This window comes from Pseudonocardia sp. CA-142604, from assembly GCF_050948475.1.
Taxonomy (GTDB): domain Bacteria; phylum Actinomycetota; class Actinomycetes; order Mycobacteriales; family Pseudonocardiaceae; genus Pseudonocardia; species Pseudonocardia alaniniphila.
On record NZ_CP192045.1, the window covers coordinates 9,426,883 to 9,452,286 of the forward strand.

Annotated in this window: 26 protein-coding genes and 2 pseudogenes; 9 read left to right on the forward strand and 19 right to left on the reverse strand. The window is 67.8% G+C overall.

Going from position 1 to position 25,404, the window contains the following annotated elements; all coding sequences use genetic code 11:
* Positions 1–163 precede the first annotated feature (163 nt).
* The 4 genes from ACQPZQ_RS43025 to ACQPZQ_RS43040 all read right to left on the reverse strand — a co-directional run bounded on the left by ACQPZQ_RS43025 (position 164) and on the right by ACQPZQ_RS43040 (position 4,055).
* Positions 164–541, reverse strand: coding sequence for a RidA family protein (locus ACQPZQ_RS43025; RefSeq protein WP_433290214.1), 378 nt, complete (start codon positions 539–541; stop codon positions 164–166).
* The gene (locus tag ACQPZQ_RS43030) at positions 538–1,650 is read right to left on the reverse strand and encodes an alpha-hydroxy acid oxidase (RefSeq protein WP_433290215.1); all 1,113 of its coding nucleotides are present in this window, start codon (positions 1,648–1,650) and stop codon (positions 538–540) included. The genes ACQPZQ_RS43025 and ACQPZQ_RS43030 overlap by 4 nt, the downstream gene beginning before the upstream one ends.
* Before the next feature lie 458 nt (positions 1,651–2,108).
* Entirely contained in the window at positions 2,109–3,053 is a 945-nt protein-coding gene (locus ACQPZQ_RS43035; RefSeq protein ID WP_433290216.1) for an alpha/beta hydrolase, read from the reverse strand.
* A 99-nt stretch (positions 3,054–3,152) separates the two neighbouring features.
* A complete protein-coding gene (locus ACQPZQ_RS43040) occupies positions 3,153–4,055 on the reverse strand; it encodes a helix-turn-helix domain-containing protein (protein WP_433290217.1) in 903 nt (300 codons plus the stop codon).
* Between the two features lie 541 nt (positions 4,056–4,596).
* On the opposite strand from ACQPZQ_RS43040, the gene ACQPZQ_RS43045 reads away from it, so the two are divergent.
* Both ACQPZQ_RS43045 and ACQPZQ_RS43050 read left to right on the forward strand, forming a co-directional pair.
* The gene (locus ACQPZQ_RS43045; protein WP_433290218.1) at positions 4,597–5,550 is read left to right on the forward strand and encodes an alcohol dehydrogenase catalytic domain-containing protein; all 954 of its coding nucleotides are present in this window, start codon (positions 4,597–4,599) and stop codon (positions 5,548–5,550) included.
* A 218-nt stretch (positions 5,551–5,768) separates the two neighbouring features.
* A complete protein-coding gene (locus ACQPZQ_RS43050) occupies positions 5,769–6,446 on the forward strand; it encodes a TetR/AcrR family transcriptional regulator (protein WP_433290219.1) in 678 nt (225 codons plus the stop codon).
* A 44-nt stretch (positions 6,447–6,490) separates the two neighbouring features.
* On the opposite strand, the gene ACQPZQ_RS43055 is transcribed toward ACQPZQ_RS43050, so the two are convergent.
* From ACQPZQ_RS43055 to ACQPZQ_RS43070, 4 genes are all read right to left on the reverse strand, one after another.
* On the reverse strand, positions 6,491–7,645 hold the full coding sequence (locus ACQPZQ_RS43055) for an acyl-CoA dehydrogenase family protein (RefSeq protein ID WP_433290220.1): 1,155 nt from the start codon (positions 7,643–7,645) through the stop codon (positions 6,491–6,493).
* 321 nt (positions 7,646–7,966) lie between these two features.
* Complete coding sequence (locus ACQPZQ_RS43060) at positions 7,967–8,239, reverse strand: hypothetical protein (RefSeq protein WP_433290221.1); 273 nt, start codon at positions 8,237–8,239, stop codon at positions 7,967–7,969.
* A gap of 29 nt (positions 8,240–8,268) precedes the next feature.
* Positions 8,269–8,652: a cupin domain-containing protein gene (locus ACQPZQ_RS43065; protein ID WP_433290222.1), complete on the reverse strand. Its 384-nt coding sequence runs from the start codon at positions 8,650–8,652 to the stop codon at positions 8,269–8,271.
* 108 nt (positions 8,653–8,760) lie between these two features.
* Positions 8,761–9,702, reverse strand: a complete 942-nt coding sequence (locus tag ACQPZQ_RS43070; protein WP_433290223.1) for an NADP-dependent oxidoreductase — start codon at positions 9,700–9,702, stop codon at positions 8,761–8,763.
* 502 nt (positions 9,703–10,204) lie between these two features.
* Between ACQPZQ_RS43070 and ACQPZQ_RS43075 the strand changes: the two genes are divergently transcribed.
* On the forward strand, positions 10,205–10,972 hold the full coding sequence (locus ACQPZQ_RS43075) for an oxidoreductase (RefSeq protein ID WP_433290224.1): 768 nt from the start codon (positions 10,205–10,207) through the stop codon (positions 10,970–10,972).
* A 70-nt stretch (positions 10,973–11,042) separates the two neighbouring features.
* Positions 11,043–11,786 carry an SDR family oxidoreductase gene (locus ACQPZQ_RS43080; RefSeq protein WP_433290225.1) on the forward strand — a complete coding sequence of 248 codons (744 nt, stop codon included), beginning with the start codon at positions 11,043–11,045 and terminating at the stop codon, positions 11,784–11,786.
* Positions 11,787–11,822: 36 nt separating this feature from the next.
* Here the strand turns inward: ACQPZQ_RS43080 and ACQPZQ_RS43085 are convergent, their stop codons facing one another.
* Together ACQPZQ_RS43085 and ACQPZQ_RS43090 are read right to left on the reverse strand one after the other, a co-directional pair.
* A complete protein-coding gene (locus ACQPZQ_RS43085; RefSeq protein WP_433290226.1) occupies positions 11,823–12,785 on the reverse strand; it encodes a LysR family transcriptional regulator in 963 nt (320 codons plus the stop codon).
* Between the two features lie 301 nt (positions 12,786–13,086).
* The gene (locus ACQPZQ_RS43090) at positions 13,087–13,464 is read right to left on the reverse strand and encodes a cupin domain-containing protein (protein WP_433290227.1); all 378 of its coding nucleotides are present in this window, start codon (positions 13,462–13,464) and stop codon (positions 13,087–13,089) included.
* Between the two features lie 345 nt (positions 13,465–13,809).
* On the opposite strand from ACQPZQ_RS43090, the gene ACQPZQ_RS43095 reads away from it, so the two are divergent.
* Together ACQPZQ_RS43095 and ACQPZQ_RS43100 are read left to right on the forward strand one after the other, a co-directional pair.
* A complete protein-coding gene (locus tag ACQPZQ_RS43095; RefSeq protein WP_433290228.1) occupies positions 13,810–14,082 on the forward strand; it encodes a hypothetical protein in 273 nt (90 codons plus the stop codon).
* Positions 14,083–14,108: 26 nt separating this feature from the next.
* A complete protein-coding gene (locus tag ACQPZQ_RS43100) occupies positions 14,109–14,450 on the forward strand; it encodes a cupin domain-containing protein (RefSeq protein WP_433290229.1) in 342 nt (113 codons plus the stop codon).
* Positions 14,451–14,566: 116 nt separating this feature from the next.
* Here ACQPZQ_RS43100 and ACQPZQ_RS43105 read toward each other — a convergent pair whose 3' ends face one another.
* The 5 genes from ACQPZQ_RS43105 to ACQPZQ_RS43125 form a co-directional block, all read right to left on the reverse strand.
* On the reverse strand, positions 14,567–15,799 hold the full coding sequence (locus tag ACQPZQ_RS43105) for a hypothetical protein (RefSeq protein WP_433290230.1): 1,233 nt from the start codon (positions 15,797–15,799) through the stop codon (positions 14,567–14,569).
* A gap of 83 nt (positions 15,800–15,882) precedes the next feature.
* Entirely contained in the window at positions 15,883–16,110 is a 228-nt protein-coding gene (locus tag ACQPZQ_RS43110; RefSeq protein WP_433290231.1) for a hypothetical protein, read from the reverse strand.
* Positions 16,111–16,149: 39 nt separating this feature from the next.
* Entirely contained in the window at positions 16,150–17,139 is a 990-nt protein-coding gene (locus ACQPZQ_RS43115; RefSeq protein WP_433290232.1) for a class I SAM-dependent methyltransferase, read from the reverse strand.
* A 410-nt stretch (positions 17,140–17,549) separates the two neighbouring features.
* Positions 17,550–17,945 (reverse strand): DUF3040 domain-containing protein, encoded by a 396-nt coding sequence (locus ACQPZQ_RS43120; protein WP_433299663.1) that lies wholly within the window; start codon positions 17,943–17,945, stop codon positions 17,550–17,552.
* Positions 17,946–17,998: 53 nt separating this feature from the next.
* Entirely contained in the window at positions 17,999–19,354 is a 1,356-nt protein-coding gene (locus tag ACQPZQ_RS43125) for an FAD-dependent oxidoreductase (RefSeq protein WP_433290233.1), read from the reverse strand.
* A gap of 212 nt (positions 19,355–19,566) precedes the next feature.
* On the opposite strand from ACQPZQ_RS43125, the pseudogene ACQPZQ_RS43130 reads away from it, so the two are divergent.
* A pseudogene (locus ACQPZQ_RS43130) lies at positions 19,567–19,806 on the forward strand (DUF4232 domain-containing protein); the annotation flags it as partial.
* 128 nt (positions 19,807–19,934) lie between these two features.
* Here the strand turns inward: ACQPZQ_RS43130 and ACQPZQ_RS43135 are convergent.
* The 4 genes and pseudogenes from ACQPZQ_RS43135 to ACQPZQ_RS43150 form a co-directional block, all read right to left on the reverse strand.
* Positions 19,935–20,102: pseudogene (locus tag ACQPZQ_RS43135) on the reverse strand (transposase); the annotation flags it as partial.
* Between the two features lie 67 nt (positions 20,103–20,169).
* Positions 20,170–20,808, reverse strand: a complete 639-nt coding sequence (locus tag ACQPZQ_RS43140) for an HD domain-containing protein (protein ID WP_433290234.1) — start codon at positions 20,806–20,808, stop codon at positions 20,170–20,172.
* Between the two features lie 129 nt (positions 20,809–20,937).
* Positions 20,938–22,050: a sulfite oxidase gene (locus ACQPZQ_RS43145; RefSeq protein ID WP_433290235.1), complete on the reverse strand. Its 1,113-nt coding sequence runs from the start codon at positions 22,048–22,050 to the stop codon at positions 20,938–20,940.
* A 246-nt stretch (positions 22,051–22,296) separates the two neighbouring features.
* Complete coding sequence (locus tag ACQPZQ_RS43150) at positions 22,297–23,211, reverse strand: LysR family transcriptional regulator (protein WP_433290236.1); 915 nt, start codon at positions 23,209–23,211, stop codon at positions 22,297–22,299.
* 370 nt (positions 23,212–23,581) lie between these two features.
* On the opposite strand from ACQPZQ_RS43150, the gene ACQPZQ_RS43155 reads away from it, so the two are divergent.
* Both ACQPZQ_RS43155 and ACQPZQ_RS43160 read left to right on the forward strand, forming a co-directional pair.
* Entirely contained in the window at positions 23,582–24,091 is a 510-nt protein-coding gene (locus ACQPZQ_RS43155; protein WP_433290237.1) for a MarR family winged helix-turn-helix transcriptional regulator, read from the forward strand.
* A gap of 54 nt (positions 24,092–24,145) precedes the next feature.
* Positions 24,146–25,207, forward strand: a complete 1,062-nt coding sequence (locus ACQPZQ_RS43160) for an ABC transporter substrate-binding protein (RefSeq protein WP_433290238.1) — start codon at positions 24,146–24,148, stop codon at positions 25,205–25,207.
* Positions 25,208–25,404: the final 197 nt, after the last annotated feature.

Sequence of the window (25,404 nt, forward strand, 5' to 3'; positions counted from 1 at the left end):
AGCGCGGCCGACGTGCCCGTCGCCTCGCGCAGCTCGCCCGGCTCAGGCCCGGCTGGACAGGCGGGCTCGATCAGGGCGAACGCTATCCCGTCCGTCGGCCGGCGATCACAAAGAAGTCAGGCGGTGTGTCCGTGGGCGGTTTCGCGGCAGTCGTCGCAGAAACTCATCCGCCGCTCGGCGCGTGCGTCACGGCGGCGATGGCCTGCACCTCGATGAGCGCGCCCGGTGCCGCCAGCGTCAGGGCGACGGTGGTGCGGGCGGGCGGTGCCGCCGGCCACTTCGCGGTGAAGGCGGCGTTCCATACCTGCATGTCGGCGGGATCGGCGAGGTAGGCCTCCACGCGCAGCGCCGAGGCGAGTTCGCCGCCTGCCTGATGGAGCACGTCGTCGAGCAGGTCGAGGACCTCGGCCGCCTGTTCGGCGATCCCCGTCGGGGCGCCGGTGAGCACCGAAGGGGCGACGATCCCGGCCGTGTAGATCACGTCGGCGTGCACCACGGCCCCGGAGATCGCGGGCAGCTGCCCGGGCAGACGGACGATCACGGCCGGACCTTCTGCAGGAACTCCGGGCCGAGATCACGCACGCTGCCGACTCCCAGCAGGGTGAGGATCGTCTGCATCTCTTCGCGCACGAGCTGGTGGACGCGCCGGACCCCGGCCTCGCCTGCCGCCGCAAGCCCGTAGGCCGCGAGCCGGCCGATCACGACGGCGTCGGCGCCAAGGGACAGCGCGGTGACCACGTCGCTGCCCGAACGGACACCGCTGTCGAGAGCGATCTGTGCACGGCCACCGACCGCCGCAACGATCTCAGGCAGCTGGTCCAACGCTGCGGGCGTCCCATCGAGCTGGCGTCCGCCGTGGTTGGACACCAGAACCGCGGACGCACCGGCGTCCACCGCCGCCGACGCGGATTCAGCGGTCAGGACACCCTTGGCCATCCACGGCAGCCGCGTCACCGTCATCCGCTCACCGAGCTGCGCCCACGTCCACACCGGCTCGGTGCGAGTGAACAGCTGCCCGAAAACCTCCTCCAACGCGACGGGGCCCCCAGCGGGATAGTTACCGCTGATGACGGCCGGGTCCGGATCGAACCTGTTACGGCGGTTGCCCTCACGCCAACCAGCGGTCGGGCAGTCGACGGTCACACACACCGCGTCGTAGCCGGCGTCCTCGATCCGGCGCAACATCGCAGCGAAGTTCGCGGGGTCGCCCATGGGGTGCAGCTGGGCGATCCGGGCGGCCACCGGCGCGGCCGCCGCGACCGTCTCGATCGCGTGAGTACCTCCCTCGGGCACGATGCTGACCGCGCCCTCGGCCGCATTCGCCCGAGCCACTGCACAGTGCCCTTCGGGATGAAACAGCCCATCCGCGCCGAACGGCGCGGTCAGCACCGGAATCCCCAGTCCGATGCCGAGAAAGGACGTGGCCGTGTCCGGCACGCCCAGCCCGGTCATGACCCGCGGACGGTAGGCCCAGCGTCCGAACGCATCCCGGTTGCGCCCCAACGTCACCTCCTGCCCGGCGCCCCCGTCGAGGAAGTCGCGCACGTCGGACGCCAGCCCGGCACGCGCCACATCGACGATCTCCGACAGTGTCGCGAAATCAGCACCACCGGCGAAGAAACTCAGTGCTCTCTGGGGTGTTCCCGTCATCAGGGCCTCTCTCCTGTTCTCACTCGCAGCCGGTCGCCGAGCGCGAGCGGCGTATTCCATGTCGTGGATGGCCGTTGACCGCCGTCCGATATGCCTCAGAACGGCGCGGTGTCCAGCGCCGGCGGGTGCGCCCGAAGGTTCACGCGAATTGGCCCAGACCAACTCGCCTCCGTGCGCCGTCCCGTGGAATCCACCAATTCGGTCGTACCCGTCCGCTGCGGGCGGCGTTCGACGTGTCCGCCGTTCGGTGGCCGGGGAAACAGTCGGCATCAGCGCGGGCAGCAGCCAGTCATGACTACAGGGTGGGTGAGCGACCTCCCCGGCCATAGGTGCGTATCCACGATTCCCGGCGGAAGAATCTCGTGAAAACCACGGGACAGTCGTGAACGGCGGCCGGGAGCAGGTCGCCGCGCCGCGACGATCGTTACCCCGCATCCAGCTCTACCGATACTTCGTGATCAGCTTTCCGTGCCGGGCTCCTCGACGGCCGTGAGCCAGCCGTCGATGCGCTCGCACAGTGCCGGCCAGCCCGGGTCGAAGACGACGCCGTGGCCGACGCCATCGAGGGTGATGAACGCGGCTCCGATGCCCTCGGCGAGGCCGGCGACGACGTCCGGCGGGGTGAGCTGGTCGCGGGCGCCGACTACCACCAGTACGGGCACGTCGAGAGCGTCGACGGCGAGTCCGGTCGTCCAGCGGGTGGCCTCCCACACCGCCTGGGACGACTCCGGCTGGAGCCGGCTGTAGATCGCGGCGAGGTGGGCCTCGGGAGCCGTCTCGAACCAGAGCTGCCGGGCGATCTCCGGCGGCGGGACGGGCCAGAGGCCCTCGCGGTCGACCGGGACCTCGATCGGGGCTCCGCTGAATCGGGCCGGCACCACCGGACTGAGCAGCACCAGAGCCGCGATGCGCCCCGGGTGACTGATCGCGTACGCCAGCGACGCCAAACCACCCATGCTGTGACCGATCAGGACCGGACGTCCGGGAGCCTGATCCACGCCGACGCCGATCTCGGTCTGAACATCGAGAATGCCTCGGTGCACCCACTCGTCATGCTCGAGTCGGCGTGACATGCCGTGGGAGAACCAGTCGATGGCCATCACGGTGCGCCCGGAACGGGCAAGCCAGGGCAGCCAGGGTTCCCACTGCCACGCACCGTGGCATCCACCGTGGACCAGGAGCATCGGAGCGCGACGTGTTCCCGGCGGATCGCACTGCGTGATCGCTACGCCATCGACGATGCGATGGGTGAACCTGTCTGCCCCGTTCGCTGAACCGTCGACGCTCTCGGGTGCCCCACCCACCATGGCCTCCACGCGACTCACGAACGCGACGGCCGGTGGCTTCGTGATACCCATCCGCAGCGCTGACCGTCGGCGAGCCCCGGACGCCGCCTCCACCATGTCACCGCCACACTCTGCGGCCAGTGCGACTGAGCCTGACCCCACACTGTCCGGGCTCACTCCCGCGCGGCAGCCGACCGGTCCCGCGAGGCGTCCGCCTCATCCCTCCAGCAGGCGCAGCGCTTCTTCCGACGGCGAACCAGGCTCGGCGTGGTAGACCGCCAGCGACTGCTCTTCGTCACCGGGGAGCGTGAAGGTCTCGTAGCGCAACGTCAGCTCACCCGCCACCGGGTGCATCAACCGCATGCTGCCGTGCGATTTCCTCTTGACGTCGTGGGCAGTCCACATGGTCCGGAAGTCATCGCTCTTCATGCAGAGCTCCCCGATCAGCTCCGCGAGCAGAGGATCGTCGACGTGCTGGCCTGCGTCCAGCCTCAGGTGCCCCACCACGTCGGAGGCCTTGGACCCCCAGTCGGCGAAGAGCCGCCGGGCCACCGGGTCGAGGAACGCGATCCTGGCCCAGTTCCGATCCTGCGGGGCACGCGCCGCCCAGTCGCCGAACACCGCGGAAGCCATGCGGTTCCACGCCAGCACATCGGAGCGGCGGCCCCACACGTACGCGGGTACGCCCTCGATCGCCGTCAGCAGTTCCAGCAGCGCGGGCCGCACCTGCTGGCGCTGCGGTGCGGGCCTGCGCTTGCGCTGCTTCGGCTTGGCGAGGTGCAGCAGGTGGGCGTGCTCCGCGTCGGAGAGCTTGAGCGCACCGGAGATCGCGTCCAGCACCTCGACCGAGACGTTGCGGGCGTTGCCCTGCTCGAGGCGCGTGTAATACGCCACGGAGACCCCTGCGAGGTGCGCCAACTCCTCACGCCTCAGGCCCTGCACCCGGCGCCGACGGCCGTGCTCGGCGAGCCCCAGGTCGGCCGGCTTCAACCGGGCCCTGCGGGTGCGCAGGAACTCGCTCAGCTCGGTGCGCGGGTCGAGGTGGCGCTCATGGCCTGGTCTCGAGCCAGGGCACGACACGGCCGCCTGGTCGGTGCCGGGGTCGAGGTGGGTAGCCATGCCCTCCACTATTGCGCCGGCAATTCCTTGGTCGCCGCCCGCCAGCCTGTCCCTGCCGGTGGTAGTCACGTGCGACGTAGGCAGAGCGGGGGTCTGGGTAACGCCGCACAGCCGGAGCAAACCTGAACGCTCACCGGGCGCACGACGGATGTGACGCGGACCGTTTTGTCAGCATTGCGTAGGAGAGGTGGTCAACGTGTCGAGCGAGGAACGGGTGACCGGGTACGACGTTTCCACCCTGACGCCACGGACCCGGCGGATTGCGCCCGCTCGGCCGAATGCCGGGTCACACCTTCTACACCAAGATGAACGTCGTCCCGCGAGCGGCCAAGCCGGCCGACCCGAACGCAGGGATCCACTCGAGCGTGGCGTGGCGGGGGGACGAGCGGTGACGAGGTAACTCCTCGTCCTCTCAGATCGTCGATCCACATGGGTTTCCCGGATCGAGGTCATCACTACATGCAACCGAATTGAGGTCCAGGCATTGCTTACTGCCGTTGCTACCGCGATCGATGAGCCGCTCGCATTCACCGAACGCGAGGTGCCCGAACCAGGCCCTGGCGAGGTCCTGGTCAAGATCACAGCGTGCGGAGTCTGCTATACGGACCTGGACGTACTCCAGGGCCACTGGCCGATCGCCCGTTTCCCGGTGGTCCCCGGCCACGAGATCACCGGGGTGGTGGCCGCTACCGGTCCCGGCGTGTCGTGGCCGGAGGTCGGCACTTCCGTGGGCACCCAGATCCTCGGCGACTCCTGCCGCCATTGCGACTACTGCGTACGTGGCGAACAGATCCTCTGCCGCCAGAAACGCTTCACGGGGATCGTCATGGACGGCGGCTACGCCGAATACGCCGTCCTCAAGGCCGACTTCGTCATCCCGCTGCCGGACGGGCTAGACCCGGTCGCCGCGGCCCCGCTGATGTGCGCGGGGCTCACCGCGTTCAACAGCCTCCGCCAGGCCGGGATCACCCCCACCTCACGGGTCGCGATCGTCGGCGCGGGCGGTGTCGGCGCGCTCGCGGTCCGCTACGCCGTCGCCATGGGAGCCCGCGTGGCCGTCATCAGCCGGTCGAACCGGCGCGAAGCAGCAGCCAGGGAGATGGGCGCCGAGCGGTTCATCGCCACCGAGGACTCCGACCCGGCCGAGGCGCTCAGGGCCTGGGACGGCGGTGCGGACCTGATCCTCAACTCCTCACCGTCCACCTCGGCCGCCGCGGCGACGCTCACCGGCCTCGCGCCCGACGGCACGCTCGTGCTGTGCGGGTACGGCCCCGAGCCGCTGAGCTTGCCCACCGAGCCAATGGCCCTCAACCGGCTGCACGTCATGGCCAACCCGTCCGGCTCCCCGCACGACACGCGCGACACCCTCGCGTTCTCGGCGGCGCACGGCATCCTGCCCGAGCTCACCCCGATCGACCTGCGCGATGCCAACACGGTGCTCAGCGCCATGGCCAAGGGCGACTCCGGCGGGCGGTCGGTCATCACCTTCAACTGACCGCTGTCGGCCGATCGCTGACCACCGGAGGGCACGGCAAGACAGCTGATGCGCCTGGTCGGCACTCTCGTCAGATCAAATCACTGCGCGTCACCCTCGCCACTCTCGCGACATATCGACATACGTTACGTAGAATGCCCGTAATCACTGCGCAACAGCCACTGATCGTAACGAAATCGGATACGATGCCGTGGTCGACATCGATATGGGGTGGGTGCATGGTCCGGGCACGCGACGAGCACGCTGACACCGACGTTGCCGGCTCGCGTCCCGGCGGGCGACCACGCGACGCCACGATCGACGAGGCGATCATCCTGGCCACCCGTGACCGCCTCGTCCGCGACGGCTACTCGCAAATGACCATCGGCGACATCGCTGCCGACGCCAACGTCAGCCGCCCCACGCTCTACCGGCGGTGGAGCACCAAGTTCGAGTTGGTCGTCGACGCGCTGGACTATGGCTTCCGCAAGGAACACGGCATGCACACGCTCGATCTGAGCCGGATGGAGCCACGGGAAGCCCTCGTCGAGGCCGTCCGCCGACTGGATCCCGCGTACTACAACCCGGACGCCATAGTGCTGATGAGCAACTTCGCCAGTGAGGCGGTCCGCACCCCGGAGCTGCTCGAGATCGTCCGCAAGCACGCGGTCGAACCACGCGTCGCCCTGGTCGAGAACGTGTTGTCGCAGCTCCAGGAGCGCGGCGCCGTTCGCGACGAGATCGACAAGCACACCATCGCCACCTTGTGCTTCGGTAGCTACCACGCCGCCTTCTACCGCGGAGAGAGCGTGGAGAACATCGCGGAGGCGGTGGTCGGCGTGTTGTGGCCGGGCATCGCGAAGACGACCGGCACACGGCGGTCCACCGGCACGGCCAAGCGCGCGGTGACGCTCTAGCCCGGTGGTTCCAGTCGCCTCGCGGCCATCCACCAAGGGGTCGGCTACAGCTGCCCGAGCACGGAGCGGCCGATGAAGTCGTGCACCGCCTCGCTGTTGGGCGGATGGAACGCCCCGGCCCGGACATCGCGGTAGAGCCGCTCCAGCTCGCCGCGCCGGTGCAGCGAGCCGGCACCGACGATCTCCATCGCCAGCTCGGTGGCCTGCCGCGCGGCGCGGGTGGCGTTCTCCTTCGCCGCGAACAGCCGAAGCAAGATCCGATCGCCGTAGTCCACCCCCGCGGTCAGGCCTGCGGTCAGCTCGTCCAGCTGCGCCGTCGCCCCCTCCAGGACCAGCTCTGCTTCCGCCGCCAGGTACTGGACGAAGGGCTTACTGGCCACCGGCGCATCACCGGTGCTCTTGGTCGTGCGCCGCTGCGCGGTGTCCAGTGCCACGTCCACCGCCCGGCGGCCCAGCCCCAGGTAAACGTTGCCCAACATGGGCAGCACCCACGGCAGGATGGCGAAGACGAACCCGTCGGGCACCGCGCCCACATCGAAGATCCCGACGACCCGCTCGTGCGGCATGAACACGTTGTCCAGGTGCGTGTCGTGACTGGCCGTGGCGCGCAGGCCGAGGGTGTCCCAGGTGGGCTCGGTACGTACGCCCTCGCTGTCACGTGCGACGAACCCGTGGACCACCTTGGGATGCTCCGGGTCGCTGTCGTCACGAGCGTGGATGCCCAGCCAGTCCCAAGCCGGCGAGAGGGACGTGAACACCTTGTGCCCGCTGACCCGATAACCGCCCGCAACCGGGACCGCCGCCGTCAACGAGTCGAACAGGCCTATGTCGTTGCCGGGCTCGCCGTGACCGGCGGCAAAGACCTTGCCTGCCACGATCTCCTCGACCAGCCAGTCCACCCCGGCGTCCCCGGCCCGGGCGAAGTCCGCCGTCGGCCCGGTCCAGTACAGATGCATGTTGATGCCCACCCCGGTGGCCGGCGCCCAATATCCCAGGCGCCGCTGTTCCCGGTTGAGCTCCGCGAGGCTCAGCCCCAGCCCACCGCGATCGACGGGAATGGCAGCCCGCAGGTATCCGGCCTCGCGCAGGTCCGCCAGGTCGTCCGCAAAGAAGGCGTTCTCGCGGTCGTAGTCACCCGCACGCGAGTGCAACGTCTTGAGCAGATCACCGGACAACACCGGACCGGAGTCCTGAAACATGACTTTCCTCTCCTTTGTCACTTGTATTGTTCTCCACGGGTTGATTTGGCCCCACTTGCGCCGGTTTCCACAGAAAGTTGGGATTTCGGCGCTCTGCGCGACGGCGACTGAGCGGGCACACCAATGACCATACAGGGTGGGATTGACGCCTCGACCGGTCTGTGTTTTGTGGAACAGCGACTGATCAGTGGGACATTGATCCTCAATCGATCAACCGGTCAGCAGCTGCGCACGTCGCCGATACCACCTCGACCACGAAGTGCGGCATTGCATCAAGGCGCGCGGTACCAGGACAGCCTGCGGAGTTCGCGGCCCCCGGGTTCAGGTGGCCGGGTGGCTTTCGAGGGGATTCGCGGCGACGCGCCCGGCCATGTCCTTCTTGCCGACCGATGCGGCGGCGGCGCCGTCCGGCTTGCGCCCCTCGAAGCACGCCAGCACCTCCGCGCCGAATCCCGGCCAGGGATAGCGGGCGAGCATCTCCGCCCTCGCGTCCGATGGAAACTCTTCCGAGTGGCGTCCGACCACCTCCCAGCTGGTGGCAACCTGCAGCAGGTGGGATTCGGGGTCGGCGGTTGCTGCCCTCGACGGCTGCATCGACTTTCCGGGACAGCCGCCAGACGCCCCTACCGAGTAGGTGCGGGAATCCGCTCGCTTGCCTTGGCCGCAAGCTCCTCATCGTCGACCATCGTGATCATCTCAACTCCAGGAGCGCACAGCATGACCACGACGAAGCGGCTCGTCCTGTCGTCGAGCAGGTTCGCGACCGTGTAGTGGATGACATCGCCACCCGGTTCCCAGAAAGCCTCTCCCGCCTTGATCGGATACGGCGCCCCACCCTCGAGCTCGAACAGCATTTCCCCCTCGAGCATGTAGCCGAACACGGGTCCGGAGTGACGGTGTGGAGCGATACCAGGGTCTCCCGGCGGCAGCTCGAGAAGTCGGACCATCGCAGAAGACCCCTGCGCAATAAACGGTGGCACGACTTCCAGCAGATCTTTCTGCGTCATCCGTGTAGAGGCAGCAGGCATTTCAGAGTGCTTCTTTCTGTGTTGTCTGATCATGGACTGTCTGATCCCCAGGCTCGTCCGGGGACGTCGGGAGCATCATTCGTCCGGTCAGAACCGGACGACCAGCACGGTCTTTCCCGGGCGGGGCCTCCGGAAAGCGCCGCTCTCGTAGGCGGCTCGGCCCTCGGCCAGGGGGAACGTCGCCGCGACGGCGACCGTCAGCTTGCCGGCGTCGATCATGGCGGCCAGCTGGGCCAGCCGGTCGCGCTCCGCCGTCACGATGAAGAACAGGGCCGTGACGCCGTACTTGTCGGCCATCTCCTCCGAGGGAGGCTCCTGGAGGGCGATCAGGCGCCCGCCACGACGCAGCGCCGCGAACAAGGCTTCCGGTATGTCTCGCCCGACGGCGTCGATCACGACGTCGAACACGCCTGTCTCCGCGTCCAGCGACTCCTGGTCGGTGTCGATCACCCGCTCGGCCCCCAGACCGAGGACGTACTCCACGTCACGCGTGCGCACGGTGGCCGTGACGCTCGCACCCAACGCCGTCGCCAACTGGACGACGAAGGACCCGACACCACCGGCGCCGCCGTGCACCAGCACATGCCTGCCCGGTTCCACTGCCGCATGCTCGACGAGGGCCTCCCATGCGGTCAGCGCCGGGAGCACCGCGGCCGCCGCGACGACATGCGACACCGTGGACGGCCGGATGGCCACGCTCGTGGCCGGCACGCTGACGTACTCCGCTGCGGCGCCGTCCCGGTCGAACGGGACCAGCCCGTAGACCTCGTCACCGACCGACAATCCGGTGACACCGTCGCCGAGTGCGGCCACGACTCCGGAGAACTCGTGGGACACGATGACCGGAGTCCGGTCGACCCCGCCGACGACCCACGTCTCGGGCCAGCTCAGTTCGTCGAACGTGATCGCCGCCGCGTCGACGCTGACCAGTACGTCCCCCGCGCCCGCGGTCGGCCATGGCGCGGATTCGTACATGAGAACTTCGGGCCCACCCCTGGTGTGCGCCCGCAACGCCATCATGCGCCCCATGGGGATCCGCCCTCTCGTGCCGCCGTCGACGTGATACGTTACACCACCGTACTGTAATCTGACGGCGATCTGCCAGGGGCCGGGCTTGGAAGCCTCGATGTCCGTACGCGCCTACCTGCTCGCCCGGTGCGGTCGCCGGGCGAGCCGACTGCCGCCCGTGGTGAGCTCGGCGTCTTACTGACTGCCGCGGGCCGGCTCGCCACCGTGATTGCGCCGGGCTACGCCGTCAGTGCCCGTTCCTCACCACCGTCACCGCGCGCTGGGACCGCCGCAACCGCTGCTCGCCGCGCTCGGCGCCGGTCACGGCAGAGAGGGACCGGGACGCCATAGGAGTTCCCTATGCCGCCTGCTGACATTTCGTCTTTGCCTCTCATTATTTTCCGGACGTAGGCTGAAAACAGCTCGACGAGCGCGCGGCGCGATTTCTCTAAAAACTCGCGCCGCCCGCACGTCGATCCTTCCTCTGACGAGCGGACAAACACATTCGAAAGGGCTGGGCGGCATGACCACGGTCGAGAACGGATCGGGAACGCGAGAGCTTGTGGGAAAGCGGGCCCTGGTCACGGGTGGCTCGCGCGGAATCGGGGCAGCCATCGTGCGCCAACTCCTGGACGCGGGCGCCGACGTGCTCACGACCGCCAGGTCGGCCATGAGCACGGTGCCGGAGGGGGCCACCTTCGTGGCAGCCGATGTGCGGACACGGGCTGGAGCGGAGGCACTCGCCGCGGCCGCACACGAGGCGCTCGGCGGTGTGGACATCCTGGTCCACAACGCAGGTGGGGCGCGACCGCACAAGGGCGCTCTGGCCATTCCCGACGAGGAGTGGCAGGACGCGCTGGAACTGAACTTCCTGGCGTCGGTGCGGCTGGACTCGCTGCTGGTGCCGGAGATGCAGGAACGACGTTCGGGGGCGATCGTGCACGTCTCCACGGCCGCGCTCGTCCCCCCGGTACCACCGTTCCTGCACTACCAGGCAGCGAAGGCGGCACTGGAGAACTACAGCCGGGGAATGGCCTCGGAGCTGGCCCCGTTCGGAGTCCGGGTCAACACCGTGAGTCCGGGCAGGGTCTCCACCCCCGGCGGCGAAGCAACGCGGAAGCACTGGGAGAGCCTGGGCGTGGGGCCGGGCCCGGCCGACACCCCTCCGCTGGGGCGCGATGGTCGGCCTGACGACATCGCCCACGCGGTGCTGTTCCTCGTGTCCGACCGAGCGAGCTGGCTGACCGGGAGGGTTCTCGGCGTGGACGGCGGCGAATACCCCAGGGCTTGACTCCGACGGCGGAAAGGCCGGTTTCGACAACATATCCGATCAGTGAGAGAAAGAACGAAGGAAACCTGGCATGGGCGCGTACAGCGACAAGAACGTAGTGATCACGGGTGGTGGCAGCGGCATGGGGTTCGCGCTGGCGAACCTGATGGTGGACGGCGGAGCCCGCGTGGTGATCACCGGTCGTTCCCAGGCCACGCTCGACGCAGCGCGGGAGCGGCTCGGCAAGAACGCGGTGGCCGTCCGAGGCGATGTGGCCTCACTGTCCGACCTGGATGCTCTGGGAGACCGCGTGAAGGGCGAATTCGGCACGCTCGAGGCCCTGTTCGTCAACGCCGGCATCTCACCCATCACGCCCTTCGCATCGACGACCGAGCAGGCGTACGACGAGCTGTTCGCGATCAACGTCAAAGGCGCCTTCTTCACCGTTCAGAAGCTCGCCCCGCTGCTGAGCACGGGCGCCGGCGTCGTCCTCACCACCTCGATCGCGAACGTCGTCGGCATACCTGAGACCAGCGTCTATGCGGCCGGCAAGGCGGCGCTGCGCTCGATGGCCCGCACCCTCTCCCGCGAGCTGCTTCCACGCGGAATTCGTGTCAACGCGGTCAGCCCCGGTCCCATCGACACGGGAATCCTGGAGAGCACGATGACCGAAGAGGCCGCTGAGCAGTTCAAGGCGCAGCGGGTCGCGGCCAATCCCATGCAGCGTTTCGGCACCCCCGACGAGGTCGCCAGGGCGGCCGCATTCCTCGCCTTCGACGCCACGTACACCACCGGCGCCGAGTTCGTCGTGGACGGAGGCGCTACCCAGCTCTGAGCTCGTCCTACTGTTCTGCCCTGGGCTCAGGCCCGGCTACGACCGGCCAAGAGGCTCTCCACAGCGTCCAGGGTCCCCGACACTCTTCGCCTCGGCCGTCAGGACGCCGGTGAGTAAGGAGGCGGTGTCGTACCAGGTCTCTTGACGCACGAGTTCGAGCAGGGTCGTCTCCGCCGGGCCTGCGCCGGGCCGGACCACGGCGATGACGGGCTGGGACACGACCGGGAACACCGGGCGCACGAGGTGCTCGTAATCGTGGGGCACCGCGGAGGCCGGGACGAGCGTCACCCCCAGCCCATGGGCGGCCCAGCGCACGGCCGTCACCGTCTGGGACACGCGGGCAGCCGTGGTCGGAGTCAGTTCGTCGTTGTCCCGCAGCACGTTCAGCAACACGCCGTCGAGCGCGCTGTCGCGGTCGAACCTCACCCACGGCTCTCCGTCCAGTTCGCGCAGCTCGACCCGGTCGGCGGCGAGCAGCCGGTGCCCGGCGCCCAGCACCACGACGAACTCCTCGTCGCCGAGGTGGTGGGCGTCATCGGGGCTCCGATCGCACGCCGCCATCAGCGCGAGGTCCAGCACGCCCCGGCTGCACAGCCGCTCCAGCTCGGCGGAGCTCGGCTCCTCGAAGACCGTGACCTCGACCCGCGGGAAGCGGCGGCGCAACGCGCTCAGCGCGCCCGGCAGCTGCCGCGTACCAAAGCCCATCTGCACCGCGACCACCAGTTCGCCCACCAGCGCGCCGGCGCCGGCCTGCGCCGTCGCCCTCGCCCGCCGCGCCGCGCTCACCGCGACCTCCGCCTCCCGCAGGAACGCGCGGCCGGCCACGGTGGGCACAAGCCCGGTCGACGTGCGGGCAAACAGTGTGACGCCGAGTTCCCGCTCCAGGTTGCGGATCTGCTGGGACACCGACGGCTGGGCGACGTGCAGTAGTTCCGCTGCCGCCGTCACCGAGCCCTCAGCGGCAACGGCCAGGGCGTACTCGAACTGGCGAAGGCTCATCGGCTCCGTCCCTCTCCGGGGTGGACCGCGGTCCCCCGTTATCATGGCTGTAATAGTGTAAGTCGATCCCACGCGCAGCTTCTGGCCCTTCGTGGTGCCGCTACACGGTCGTCGACTTCCGATCGACCTTGCCGGTCAACACGATCAGCCGCGGCGATGACCGCGAGGGGTTGCGCTATCAGTGCCGTCAGCCGCCGAACGGTGCCGGTCCGTTACCTCCGCAGGGGCGAGCGCGGCCTTGGATGCGTCCGCCCAGGCAGGAAGCCGGTTGTAGCCGCGTGCGGGGAGGGCCGGGAGTGGCCTACGTCGGCCGGCCGAAGATCAGGAACAGCCGCATCGGCTCGGTGCCGGTGTTGTAGAGGCCATGATCGACGCCGGGCGGCACCATGATCGCGTCGCCCTGCGCCACCGCGACCTCTTCACCCGCGATTCGCATCATGCCGCTGCCCTGCAGGAAGTAGTAGATCTCCTCGAGCGGCCGATCGTCCTCCCTGCCGCCGTGGGTGTGATCGCCTTCGCTGGCGCCGGGGGGAAGCTCCCAGATATCGAAGCGGATGGGGAGCCGGCTCTGTTCACGGAAGAACATCTTCCGGACGATCGTGCCGATTCCCTCGTGGATCGCCTCTTGGTGCCGCAGATCGGTCGAGTCGGTTTCTTTCCAGAACGTCGCCGTCGCCATGCCTCCGCCTCTCATCACGTCGTCGAACAGGCTATCCCGGTCGAAGTCGAAGATCTTCAGATGATTTTGGGGCTTCTCGTTGCCGCAATGCCCTACTCACACTTCGTGTGAATATTGGGGTCCCGGCCTGGATGATCGAGACCTGGGAGACCGGGTTCCGGCGGAGACCATGGTCGCCCTCGCCCTGCAAGACGACGATCCCGGTCGAGGTCCGCGGCAACCGCCCGCAAGAACCCAAGGATGCTCTTCGGGTCATCATCGCCAGCACTTGACCTCAACTCGAGTCGAGGTTCTACGGTCCTGATCGACTGGCCGGAAGTCGTCCATGGCGCTGAGGAGCGTGTAGTGATCGTCACCATCGCCAGGGTTACCGACCCCGCTCGGTTCCTGGAGGTCTTCGAGACCGTCGGGGCGGAGAAGCGGCGGGAGCACGGTTGCCGGGGAGCCCGGGTCTATTTCGATCCCGACGACGCTTACCGGGTGTGGTCAGTCTTCGACTGGGACGCGAAGGACTACGACGAGTTCCTCGCGGACCCTGAGATCCCGGCCATCGCACGAGAGCTCGGGATCCAGGCCCCGCCCGTGCACGCCGTCGCCGCGACCGAACTCGACGCCTGACCACTACCGCAGAGAGAGGTTCCGGCATGGCTGCCACGCCCTCGCAGGCCCGCAGGTTCAGCTCGGCGATCGGCGACGACGCCATCCGTTTCGGCGACCGGATCCTCATTGCGCCCGCCCTCGGAAAGGAGGCCGGCAGGTCGATGAGCGCCTACACGTCGTTCTTCTACGCGGGGGCGCGTGCCGACCTGCCGGCCTCCTACGCGGAGGTATGGGTGGTGCTCAGCGGAGCGCTACGAGTGGGCGCCGGGAGCGACGCCGTGACGGTGCGCCCAGGCGACTTCGTGCACGTTCCGGAGCAGGCGCCCGGGGTCGTCGAGGCCCTCGAGGACACCACAATGGTCTGCGTGTCGGTGCCCGCACATTGACGAGGGCAGCCGTCATGAGCCGTGTACCCCGCGGATTAAAGGAGGATTGCTCGACACCACACACAGCCTCGACCAGCAACTACATCATCGGTTCCCGGCACTGACCTCGACGACCTTTAGAACGGCATCTGTGGCTGGAGCCCGAGCCGCAAGCGGCCGACATTCTCCCACGTGCGCTCGAACTGGAGCGTGGCGTGCGTGCGGATCATGCTGAGGTCGCGAAAGTAGCGCTCGATCCGCTGGCCTCGGCTCGACGCACTCGAACCGCTCGTGCGGAAGATCGCCTCGACCGCGTTAGACGCCAGCTCGACAACCTGCTGCTCGATGAGGACCAGGCGGCGGTCGTCGGCATCGCTCACCAGCACGTCGGTCTCCATCGAGCGTCGCGCCAGCTCGGTCCACATGCGTGCGACCTGATGCAATGCCGCCTCGGCGGTGTCGACATAGGCCGTCGCCTCCCCGAGCAATCGCTGAAACACCGCCAACTCGCAGCGCTGCGGCGACGTCGGCCCCCACTGTCGCTTGGTCAGGATGTTTTCGTGGTACTCATCGATCGCAGCCCGTGCGATGCCGACACAGACCGCGGCCGGTTCGGAGACGAGCAGCGACGCCAGCGATCCGTAGAACGCCGGGTTCGAGTACAGGCCGCGTCCGGGGAACTGCACGATAGGCCGCAAGGGGTTCGGCGACGGCACCGTGTGATGCTCGGGAATGAAGAGATCCTCGACCACGACGCGCCGCGAGCCCGTGCCGCGCATGCCGAGCGTGTCCCAGTTGTCGATGATCTCGAACTGGTCCCGGCGCATCGCGATGAATCGCGTGTCGACAACCTCGCCACCCCGCTTCATGGCGACGCTCGTGCCGCCGATGAAGTGCGTTGCCACCTCACAGCCGGACGCGTAGTCCCACCAACCACTGACCCGGTAGCCACCCTCGACCCTCAGCACAGGCACCGGGAGGGCGGAGAGCGAGCAGCGGAAGTCGCCGTCGCCGAACAGCTCGGCCTGTGCCTGCTCCGGAAAGAGGCCGGCGATGAGGTTGTGCGTGGCCATGAGCCCGAAGACCCAGCCGCTCGACGGGCACCCGCGCGACAGCTCGACCGTGACGCTCAAGAAGGTATCCAAGTCGAATTCGTAGCCGCCGAACCGCCGGGGCTGCATGACCCGATAGAAGCCGGCGTCGAGGTACTCCTGCAGCGTCGCGTCGAGGAGACGGCCCAGCCGCTCGCACTCGGCCTGACGCTCACGCAGGTTCCCACGTAGCGCCGCGGCCCGCGCGATCAGCTCCTCCGGCGTCAGGTTGGGCTCCGGCGGATCGATGGCCCAAAGACTGGAATCCTTCAGCGTCATCAGGTTCTCCTCATTAGTGTTCGCGGGCGATAGGCACGAGATGGCTGGGCTTCTTGGTCCGAGTTACGTGAAACCGGTCACCGCTATCGGGCTGTGGCGCAGTACAGGCCGCGGGAGCCGCACAGTTCGGGAGGACGCGGTTTGCACGTGAGGCGCGCGGTGGTCAGGTGTCTGCCTGGTAGCCGGCGAACTTCTCGCGGAGGGTCCTTCTCCGAGAACTTGCCGACGCCGGTCTTGGGCACCTCGTCGATGAACTCGACCCCGTCGGGAAGCCACCACGTCGCGACGCGGGACCGCAGGCGGTCGATCACCTCGTCGGCCTGAGCGCCTGGCCGCGCGGCGGTAGTAGATCAGCTCGGCCGGTGCGTCACGTAGATCATGTTCCGCTCGGAGCCCGGCGCCGGGCGGTGGGTGACGACCTCACCGAATCCGGCCTCGGCGAGCATCCGCTTCGCAGTCTGCCAACCCCAGGCACCGCCGAGCCCGGCTCCGCCCTCGGCCAGCGAGACGGTCATGCAGTAGAGCGTGCTGGAGGAGTAGGTCCACCGAGCTTGAGGGTTGCCGATGTTGTCCTCGAGCTTGCTCGACAGTGCCAGATCCATCATGAAGAACGTCCCGCCGGGCACCAGCGCATCGTGAGCCGCGCGCAGCACGGCCGCGGGCTTGGCCTGGTCGTGTATCGCGTCGAAGGCGAACACGGCGTCGAACGGTTGCTCGGGCTCGAGCTCGGCCACGTCGGCCACCTCGAACGTGACGTTCGAGAGCCCGGCTTCACAGACCTCGGCCCGACCCCGTTCGATCGAGTCCTCGGAGATGTCGTAGCCCACGAACGTCGACGCGGGGAACGCCGCCCCCATCACCGCAAGGGCATGTCCGCTGCCACAGCCGATATCGGCCACCCGGGCCCCCGCGGTGAAGCGTTCGGGCAGCCCGGGCACCAATGGCAGCCAGCGGTCCACCAGCAACTCGTCCACCGGCCCGCGACTGACCTGGTCCATCTTCTCGGCCCACTCGGGACCGAACCGCGAGTACGGCACTCCCCCACCCGCCCGGAAAGCGTGCTCGAGCTCCGTGAGGTGCCTGCCATAAATCACGACCATTCCCGCCGTCGGGGCCATGTTTGCCAATCCGGCTCCGGTGAGGGACGCAGCGTGTTCGGGCGGGAGCGTGTATTCGCGAGTACCGGGGTCATAAGCGATGATTCCGTTGGCCACGATCGAGCCGAGCCATTCCCGCACGTACCGCTCCTGCAACCTCGCACGCCCGGCCAGGACGTGCGAGGTCGCCGGACCGGCGGCTGCAGCCTCGAACAGGCCGGCGCGGTGCCCCAAATCAATCATATAGGTGAGCAATGCGTCGGTGTAGATGTTGAAGATACGATCTGCAAACTTGCAATCCTCAACGTTATCGCAGTTGGCCATGATTAATCTTTAACACGCCGAGAAGTGATCTCCCATGTAACGTGCACCACCAAGATTCCCCCAACCGGAACGGCACGTAAACATTTCTGCAGGCCAAAGCCGAGGCGCAAATGCTGCATCCTGCCGGTTCGGGCGCCGTGATGACGGCCGAGCAGCGTGCCGCGACCATGGGTCGAGCGGACCGATCCACGAATTCCGACAGGTTACATTCGACGGTTGATCGCCGGAAGGCATCAGTCGTAGCCAGACCGGCACTTTCACGACGCCGCTACCACTTCGCTGCGAAGCCGGCCGGTCATTCCGGCGAACTGGCCTGGCGACCGATGTCGTCAGCGAGTATCGGCGGCGCCGTAGTTGACAGGGAGGCCCATCAGCAGAGCGCGGTGCCCACTGGAGTGCTCGTCGACCTGGTCGTGCACCTGCGGCCGCAAGTCCGCCGCCGTCCTCTCGTTCCCGTGCAACGCACTCTTCTCGATCGAGTTGCCCAGCGAGGTGGTATCGCCGATCGCCACGACCGCCAGGGCCACGAACCCGAACATGGAAAGCACCAGGTAGCACAGCACAGTCCAGAGCGAGCTACGACGCATGGGCGCGGCGCGCTTACGCGCCAACTCAGGGTCGCTTCTGCTGAGCGACTCTGCGATCCTGCTCAATCGTACGAATTCACTATGGTCAAGGGACATGGGTTCTTGTCCTATCATTGCAACAACAACGCACCGTTTCATGCGACGGTTGATCTTCTCAAACACGCTCTGAGATGTCTTTCCTTCCTGCTCGGTCAGCTCCGCCGAGCGGCCAGCACCTCGTTGAAGGCTTCAGTCGACGACGGGTGCGTGTAGATCCCGTCACGCAAATCGCCCGCGGTCACGCCGTGACGCATTGCCAGCGTGACGAGGTTGATGAGCTCCTGCGCGTCGACGCTCAGCAGGGCGGCGCCGAGGATCAGGTCGGTCTTCGCGTCGATGACGAATTTCATCAGCCCCCGGGTCTCTCCGAGGATCTTCGCCTTGGGCATCGCGACGATTTCCGCGACCGCCTTCTCTGCCACCTTCACCGCATACCCCTGCTCGCGCGCCTCTCGTTCAGTGAGCCCCACCCGCGCCAATGGGGGCGTCAGGAAGAGCGCGTAGGGGATGTGTAGGCGGTCGGCAGTGGATCGGGTTCCGAGGCCGGTGAGCTGGTCGGCGACGATCCTGCTGTCGTCGAGGGAGACGTAGGTGAACTGCGGTCCGCCCTTGACATCGCCGACCGCGAAGATGTGGGGCTGGCGCGTGCGCAGTTGATCGTCCACCTCGACCGCACCGCCGGGCGTGGTCGCCACGCCCGCGAGGTCCAATCGGAGGCCTTCCGTGGCGGGCTTGCGGCCGGCCGCAACCAGCACCGCATCCACAGCCACCGTGCCACCATCGTCACCCTGCCGGTAGTCGAGCTCGGCACCCTCAGCAGTCTCGGACAGCCCAATGACCTGAGCGCCGAGGACGAACCGGACTCCCGTGTCGGCCAGCACTTGTTCCGCAGCCGCTGCGACGTCGTCGTCCTCATGACCGAGGATGCGCGGAGCCTGGTCGAGCACCGTCACCTCGCTGCCGAACTGCGCGAACATCGAGGCGAACTCGATGCCCACGTGCCCACCGCCGAGCACGGCCAACCTCCGTGGGAGGTTGTCCCGCCCGATGAGATCGGTGCTCGTGTGGACGCGGGTGCTTGCGGCGAGCCCGGGAATGGCGGGCAGTACGGGCTCGGCCCCGGTATCGATGATGATGGTTTCGCCGGTCACGGTCATGCTGTCGAAGCCGGCGCTGACCTCCACCGTTTTGGGGTCGACGAAAGCGGCCCGGCCGGTGAGGACCGTGACCGAGTCCATCGTGTCGAGGATCGAGAAGTTGATGCCGCGTAGCCTCGTGGTCAGGTTCCGGGTCTTTTCGACGGCTTCGCCGTGGTAGGCGCCGGTCTCGGCGTGATGGATCAGCGATTTGGTAGGTACGCACCCGACGTTGGGGCAGGTGCCGCCGTACATCTGCGCCGACCGCTCGATGACAGCGACGCGCTTGCCGCGCTGCCCCATCGCGGCGGCCAGCGTCTTGCCGCCTCTGCCAAATCCGATCACCACAAGATCGAAATGCGTGTCGTCCACGTTCGGCACAACTCTCCTTCGGGCTGTCGCGGTCCTGGTCGAGGACCTGTCGAATGTACGTACATTTAACCTAGGACAACGTCCGTACATTTGGCCTCGAGTGTGGTGGGCGCGACAGCTCGGAAGAACAGATCGTCACCGCAAGCGTCACTTGAACTATTCGAGACAAGCCCAACACCCTTGCCCTGATCGGCGACCGGATCCGCCGACACCTGCACGCACCCGCCACCGCTCCGGCGCCTCACACCGCCCGTCCCGCGCCCAGTCCCTGCCAGGCCGCCTGCCGTCATCCGCACGCCGCGGGCGAACGCGGACGGCAGGTGCCGATTCCGCCCGGCGGCACCGCAGTTGCCCAGCTCCAGCTCGTCAACGTGTTGAACTTCAACGAGGCGGTCTGCAAGCCGACGCCGGTGCCTGGGCTGCGGGTCTATCCCCTGGGTGACACCGCGGCTCTCCGTTCCGACGGACGGCACCGGCTGCGCCGGCACACCCCGACCCGCAGCTGTTCGTGCAGACGGTCACGGCCCCGTGATCGTCGTCCGTCTGGTCACGGGTGCATCCGCGTGCCACGCGTGACCTTGTCCACGACACCCCTCGAACCGAGGATCGTGCGCCGCGGGTGCTTCTGCGGGCGGCCACCCGTCTTCGGCACAGGTAGCAGCGGCTCAACCAACTCCCACTGCCGATCGGTTGGATCCGACGGGTACCTGGCACGGCCGGACCTGCCTCGGCTGGTGCGTCCCGGCATCGATCCGCCGTGGACGACCCCGCCATGATCACGTACACGCCGGGACATCTCGAACACGCTCTCCGACCTATTCAGGCCAGGCGTTGTTCCTGACGACATCGACGAAGTCGACGCGCTTGAACTCGGGTGAGTAGTGCGCGAGCATATCCGCTGCGATCGTTCCGAGGAGGGTGCCGGGCCGGTCCTTGACCCCTTCGGCGATGGCCTTCAGTCCCTGGCGCTTGAAGTCGTACCGAGGATGCACCGCGATGATCTCCTCGATAGCAACCGGGTCGAGCAGGTCCAGGCCGGCGCCGTCGACGTCGATTCTTACTCCGGCCGCCAGGAGCGCGACCTCGGGCTCCATGAACTCTGGGATTCCGTGCGTACTGTGCACGGCGATGGATAACCAGACGCGACGTACAGCATCGGCGGGCACGTCGTGCGACAGCAGGAAGTCACGGGCTGCGTCGGCACCGTCCACTTCGAACCGCCGAGTCAGGTTTCGGTGCCCCTCCACCAGCCCGAGGTCATGGAACATCGCTGCGACGTAAAGAAGCTCTGGATCGGCCTTGATCCCAAGACGCTGACCGTGCAGCGCCCCGAACAGATACGTTCGCCGGGAGTGGTGGTACAGCACTGGCGACTCTACGTCTTGGATGAAGGCGGTTGTCTCATCGGCTATCCGAGAGTCGGGGATGGCGACTCCGGCGATGTACTCACTCATGATTTTCTCCTGACGGTCCATGTTTGTTGTACCAACCGTCAGCGACGGCCGATAATGCGAGATCCAGGTCGTTCGACTTCAATCATCGACGAGAGACGACGTACGAGTGCCGTCCGAGTGGCCACATGGTCATGCGGCCCTGCCGTTCACCCCGGAATCAGCTTTCTCCGCCCGGTGTGCCCACTCGCGACGGGTCGCGGGTTCGACGCGCACGGGGTGCGCCAGCACCGAAGTCTGCAGGTACCCCAGTTCGTTCGAGGTGGAGGACTCCGGTTGCGTGTTGCCCTGGTCGTCGGTGGCGCGGACTCGGAGCGTGTGCTCGCCCGGTTCCGGATCCCAGTGGAACTGCCAACGCACCCACACCCCCGATGTCGTCGGCGATTCGATCGCGGCGTCCTGCCAGGGGCCGTCGTCGATGCGGTACTCGACCCGCGCCACCCGGTTCTCGCCCGCGAACGCCCGCCCGCGGATCACCTGCGGCTCCGCCTGCAGCCGCGCGGGCCAGGGCAGCTCCACCAGACTCGCCACCGGGAGTGCGGTGATCACCGGTCCCCGCGCTGGTCCCTCCGCGGGGAAGTCCGGGCCGATCAGCACGTAGTCCACGGTGTTCCAGGGCACGTACAGGGGCTCTTCGGAGACCTCGATCCTGCCCAGCCACTTGATGCTCGCCGCGCCGAGCCACCCGGACACCACCAGCCGGGCCGGGAACCCGTGATCGGGCGGGAGCACCTCACCGTTCATGGCCAACGCGACCACGGTGTCGTCGGCCCACGCCTTGTCCAGCGGCAATGGCCGACGGGCCCGGATCTCGTCAAGCCCTTCAGGCATGACCTCGCGCGTCTTCGGTGTGATTCCGGCCGGTTCGAGCAGGTCGCGGAGCCGGACGCCGGTCCACTCCGCGGTCCCGATCGCACCCCGCCCCCACTGCGTGCCCGCGAACGGCCGACCGACCTCCTCACCGAACAACACCCGGCGATTGCCTGCGCACTCGATCGTGCGGACCACCGAAACGTGTGGGAACCGGTTCCACAGATCGTCGTAGGTGTAGGTGACCGGTTCGTGCACGCCGCTTCCCTCGACCCGCAGCGTCCACGTCGCAGCATCCACCCGTGGCGTTGGTGCGTGGCTGCGGATGTAGAAGCGATCGGTCGGAGTGAGAAGGCCCGGCATCCGATCCGGCCGGACTCCGTAGTCCAGCCCACTGCCGGTGTCCTCCATCACCTCCGCCGGCGTGGGTTTCACGACGCCGCGCCCGTCGTGGTCGATCGCAGACGTAGCCCCAGTCGTGGTCTGGGCGCCCCTCGAAGATGTCATAGCTCCACTGTGTGCGTGGTTGCCCAGGTCGAGCTGGCGGAATCGCTGATGGATGCATAGCCGGCGCTTATGGGTCCGCTCGTATGTCGGCTGTGCGGAGCGATGAGCCACGGGATTTCGTCACTGCGTCGGCGACGGCGCAACGGCAGAAAGGACTCGGTCGGCCAACGAAGATCAGGCGACCGCGCTTCGCAGTGCGATGGCCAACAAGTCACTGGCCGGGCCCTGCAAGGTGTTCCCGGCCGGCCAGATCGCATGCATTCGCCGCGTCAGATCCAGACCGGGCACGGCCAGCCGCACCAGCGTTCCGGCGACCAGCTCGGCCGTGACAGCGCGCACGCTGAGCACCGCGGGACCGATGCCTCCCATCACCGCCGCCTTGATCGCCGTGGTCGAGGACACCTCGAGGATCGGAGCGGCCACGTCGGTGTCGAGCTGCTCGCGCACCGCCTGTTCCCAGGCCTGCCGGGTACCGGAGCCCGGCTCCCGGCTGACCATCGGTGTCTTGACCAGCTCCGCGGCGCGCACCCGCCTCCGCCGCGCCCACCTGTGGGATGGCGCCACCACCACAGCCAGCTCGTCCCGCGCGACTTCACGAGCCTGCACGCCTCCGGGCACCTTCGGTCCCTCGACGAAACCGATCTCGGCTTCCCCGGCGAGTATCTGAGCGGCGACCTCGGCGGAGTTCCCGGAGCTCAGCGCGGTCATCGTGTCCGGGTCGACCGACCGCAACGCGATCAACCACGCGGGCAGCAAGTACTCAGCCACGGTCAGGCTGGCGGCGACCCGCAGATGCGTGTGCCGGTCCCGCCTCAAGGCCGCGATGCCCTCTTCAAGATCGGCTGCGCGATCCACCGCGGGCTGAGCCCAACCGGCCACCAGCTCACCAACAGTCGTCAACCGCGCACCGCGTGCACCCCGCTCCAGCAGGCGAGCGCCGACCTGATGCTCCAGTTGCCGCAATCTCGCGCTCACGGCCGGCTGGGACAACTGGTGCGCCGCTGCCGCGCGCCCGATGCTGCCCAGCTTCGCCACACTCAGCAGCAGGTCGAAGCTGGTCAGATCACTGACTCGAGACGGAAGGGGCATCACGGGAGTTTATGTATCGGCACCGAAAGCCCCAGGGTAGCGATGATCGCCGGCCCGGATGCCCCGATCAGCAGCCCCATGCCCGGACAACCTGAAGTACGTCGAGCCGCTGCATTTCAGCATGGCCGAGCGTGGGGGTGCCGCCCGGCGATCCGCGCAGCCTCGGCAGGCGTCGGGAGAGCTGGGTTCGGCTTCGGCGCCGCTGGCGGTTCGGGCCTGACCGATCGGGCTGACCGGCACCCCTCCGAGCACGTGCCGGCGGTGTTGGCCGAGTCACGCGCTCTCGCACGCCCGCCAACCTCTTGACTCGATCGAGTGACGCTGTTCACTATAGGGGCCCTAACTGTTAGGACCCCTATCAAGGAGTGATATGAGTCCAGCAGGGCCCGACGCCGGGCACGGCAACGACCTCGGCGTGCTTCTCGTCTCGGCGTCGGCCCGGTTGAACCGCCTCTACGGGCGGGTTCTTGGACAGCTGGACACCTCGCTCACGTTCCGTCAGCACCGCATGCTGCGCCGGGTCGCGGAGGGCCACACTTCGATGGCGGCGCTCGCAGCGTTCGGCAACCTGACCCTCCCGACGGTCTCCGGAAGCGTGGAGGGCCTGGTGCGCCGCGGCCTGCTCGAGCGGCAGGACAACCCTCAGAACCGACGCCAGATCGTGCTCAGCTTGACCCCTTCAGGGCGCGAGGCGAAGGAGGCGGGCGACGCTGCGCTCGAGGCAGTGAACGACCGTCTGTTGCAGGCGGTACCCGATGAGCACCAGCAGGTGCTGCACGAGTCGCTGGTGGCGATCTACGACGCCGCGACGGATGTCTTTCAGCGATCGGACCCGGCCATCGTGTCGGCAGCCGGGACGGCTCGCGTCACCGAGAACTGAGGCCCGTCCCCGGAGCGCGCCTCCGAACGACGGCCGGTGCGAGAGGAGATCACGATGAAGTGCTCCCCATCCGATCGGACCAGGAGACGGCGTTGGCCACTGGCGCTGCTGGGCGTCCTGAGCATCGCGCTCGCGGCATGCGGCGGCGGTGGGGGTAACGCGGCGTCGGCATCGGCGGCCGGCTGCGGGCCGCTGACCGAACGGCAGAGTCTCCGGCTCGGTGTCAACCCCGGCGCTCAGGACCTCGTCATGTTCGTGATGCAGGAGCAGGGCTTCGCCGAGAAGCAGAAGCTCCAGCTGGAGATCAGCCCGTTCCAGAACCCCACCGCCCTGCACACCGCGATCGCGCAGAAGGCCGTGGACGTCGGCTTCGGTGGGCTCACCGCGATGGCCACCGCCCGTGAGCAGGGCCGCGGCACGATGATCTTCGATGTTCTGACCAGCCCCTCGAACGTCGTGGTGACGCGAAAGGACTCGGACTTGCGCAGCCTTTCCGACCTGCGTGGGCGCAAGCTCGGCGCGTTCGGCGGCCCCTCGGGCATCACGTTCGGGCTCGCCTCCCTGGTGGCCAAGGAGAAATACGGCATCGACAGCCTCGAACACGACGTCGACGTGATCGAGGGTCCGGACGCCGCGGTGCTCGGCCTACTCGACGCGGGCAACGTCGACGCTGCGCTCATCGGGACCGTCGCCACCGTGCGGGCGATGCTGTCGGACAAGTACCGCGTCCTCAGCGACATCTCCGAGGACTACCAGGAGCAGTTCGGCAAGCTGCCCGGTCACGTCATGGTGGCCAGCACGGACGAGTACGCGGAGTCCCACTGCGGTGTGCTCAACGCATTGAGCGCCGCGCTCGACGACACGATCGCTTTCATCCAGAGCGACCAGAATGTGTGGGCCGACTACGCCAGGTCGGTCGACCTGACCGACCCGCGGGCCCCGCAACTGCTCCAGGAACGCGTGGCCTCGCGCTACATCCCCGACTGGACCCAGGAGCAGGTCGACGCCGAGAGCCGGCTCATCGAGCAGCTCATCCCGGTGCTCGGCGCGGACAACTTCGTGCCGGCGGTGCCCGAGGGGCTGTTCCGCACCGACCTGCGGACGGGGTCGTCATGAGTACGAGGAACGACCGGGACCAGCGAGACAGCTGTCGGGCCCGTTGTCCCGGAGTTCCTCGACACCGAGGTGCTGGTGGCGTCGCGGATGCTCGTCGTCACCGCGCAGCCGTGCACCGCGTACATGGACATCGCGATCGACGTCCCGTACCCGCGGGTGCCGGAGGACGATCGCCTCTTCGAGATCGAGAAGCAGGT

Bases quoted from the DNA above. Each gene is read 5' to 3' on its own strand.
- ACQPZQ_RS43030 (WP_433290215.1), bottom strand. From the start codon at position 1,650: ATGACGGGAACACCCCAGAGAGCACTGAGTTTCTTCGCCGGTGGTGCT.
- ACQPZQ_RS43035 (WP_433290216.1), bottom strand. From the start codon at position 3,053: ATGGTGGAGGCGGCGTCCGGGGCTCGCCGACGGTCAGCGCTGCGGATG.
- ACQPZQ_RS43040 (WP_433290217.1), bottom strand. From the start codon at position 4,055: ATGGCTACCCACCTCGACCCCGGCACCGACCAGGCGGCCGTGTCGTGC.
- ACQPZQ_RS43050 (WP_433290219.1), top strand. From the start codon at position 5,769: ATGGTCCGGGCACGCGACGAGCACGCTGACACCGACGTTGCCGGCTCG.
- ACQPZQ_RS43055 (WP_433290220.1), bottom strand. From the start codon at position 7,645: ATGTTTCAGGACTCCGGTCCGGTGTTGTCCGGTGATCTGCTCAAGACG.
- ACQPZQ_RS43060 (WP_433290221.1), bottom strand. From the start codon at position 8,239: ATGCAGCCGTCGAGGGCAGCAACCGCCGACCCCGAATCCCACCTGCTG.
- ACQPZQ_RS43065 (WP_433290222.1), bottom strand. From the start codon at position 8,652: ATGACGCAGAAAGATCTGCTGGAAGTCGTGCCACCGTTTATTGCGCAG.
- ACQPZQ_RS43070 (WP_433290223.1), bottom strand. From the start codon at position 9,702: ATGGGGCGCATGATGGCGTTGCGGGCGCACACCAGGGGTGGGCCCGAA.
- ACQPZQ_RS43075 (WP_433290224.1), top strand. From the start codon at position 10,205: ATGACCACGGTCGAGAACGGATCGGGAACGCGAGAGCTTGTGGGAAAG.
- ACQPZQ_RS43080 (WP_433290225.1), top strand. From the start codon at position 11,043: ATGGGCGCGTACAGCGACAAGAACGTAGTGATCACGGGTGGTGGCAGC.
- ACQPZQ_RS43085 (WP_433290226.1), bottom strand. From the start codon at position 12,785: ATGAGCCTTCGCCAGTTCGAGTACGCCCTGGCCGTTGCCGCTGAGGGC.
- ACQPZQ_RS43090 (WP_433290227.1), bottom strand. From the start codon at position 13,464: ATGGCGACGGCGACGTTCTGGAAAGAAACCGACTCGACCGATCTGCGG.
- ACQPZQ_RS43100 (WP_433290229.1), top strand. From the start codon at position 14,109: ATGGCTGCCACGCCCTCGCAGGCCCGCAGGTTCAGCTCGGCGATCGGC.
- ACQPZQ_RS43105 (WP_433290230.1), bottom strand. From the start codon at position 15,799: ATGACGCTGAAGGATTCCAGTCTTTGGGCCATCGATCCGCCGGAGCCC.
- ACQPZQ_RS43115 (WP_433290232.1), bottom strand. From the start codon at position 17,139: ATGATTGATTTGGGGCACCGCGCCGGCCTGTTCGAGGCTGCAGCCGCC.
- ACQPZQ_RS43120 (WP_433299663.1), bottom strand. From the start codon at position 17,945: ATGAAACGGTGCGTTGTTGTTGCAATGATAGGACAAGAACCCATGTCC.
- ACQPZQ_RS43140 (WP_433290234.1), bottom strand. From the start codon at position 20,808: ATGAGTGAGTACATCGCCGGAGTCGCCATCCCCGACTCTCGGATAGCC.
- ACQPZQ_RS43150 (WP_433290236.1), bottom strand. From the start codon at position 23,211: ATGCCCCTTCCGTCTCGAGTCAGTGATCTGACCAGCTTCGACCTGCTG.
- ACQPZQ_RS43155 (WP_433290237.1), top strand. From the start codon at position 23,582: ATGAGTCCAGCAGGGCCCGACGCCGGGCACGGCAACGACCTCGGCGTG.
- ACQPZQ_RS43160 (WP_433290238.1), top strand. From the start codon at position 24,146: ATGAAGTGCTCCCCATCCGATCGGACCAGGAGACGGCGTTGGCCACTG.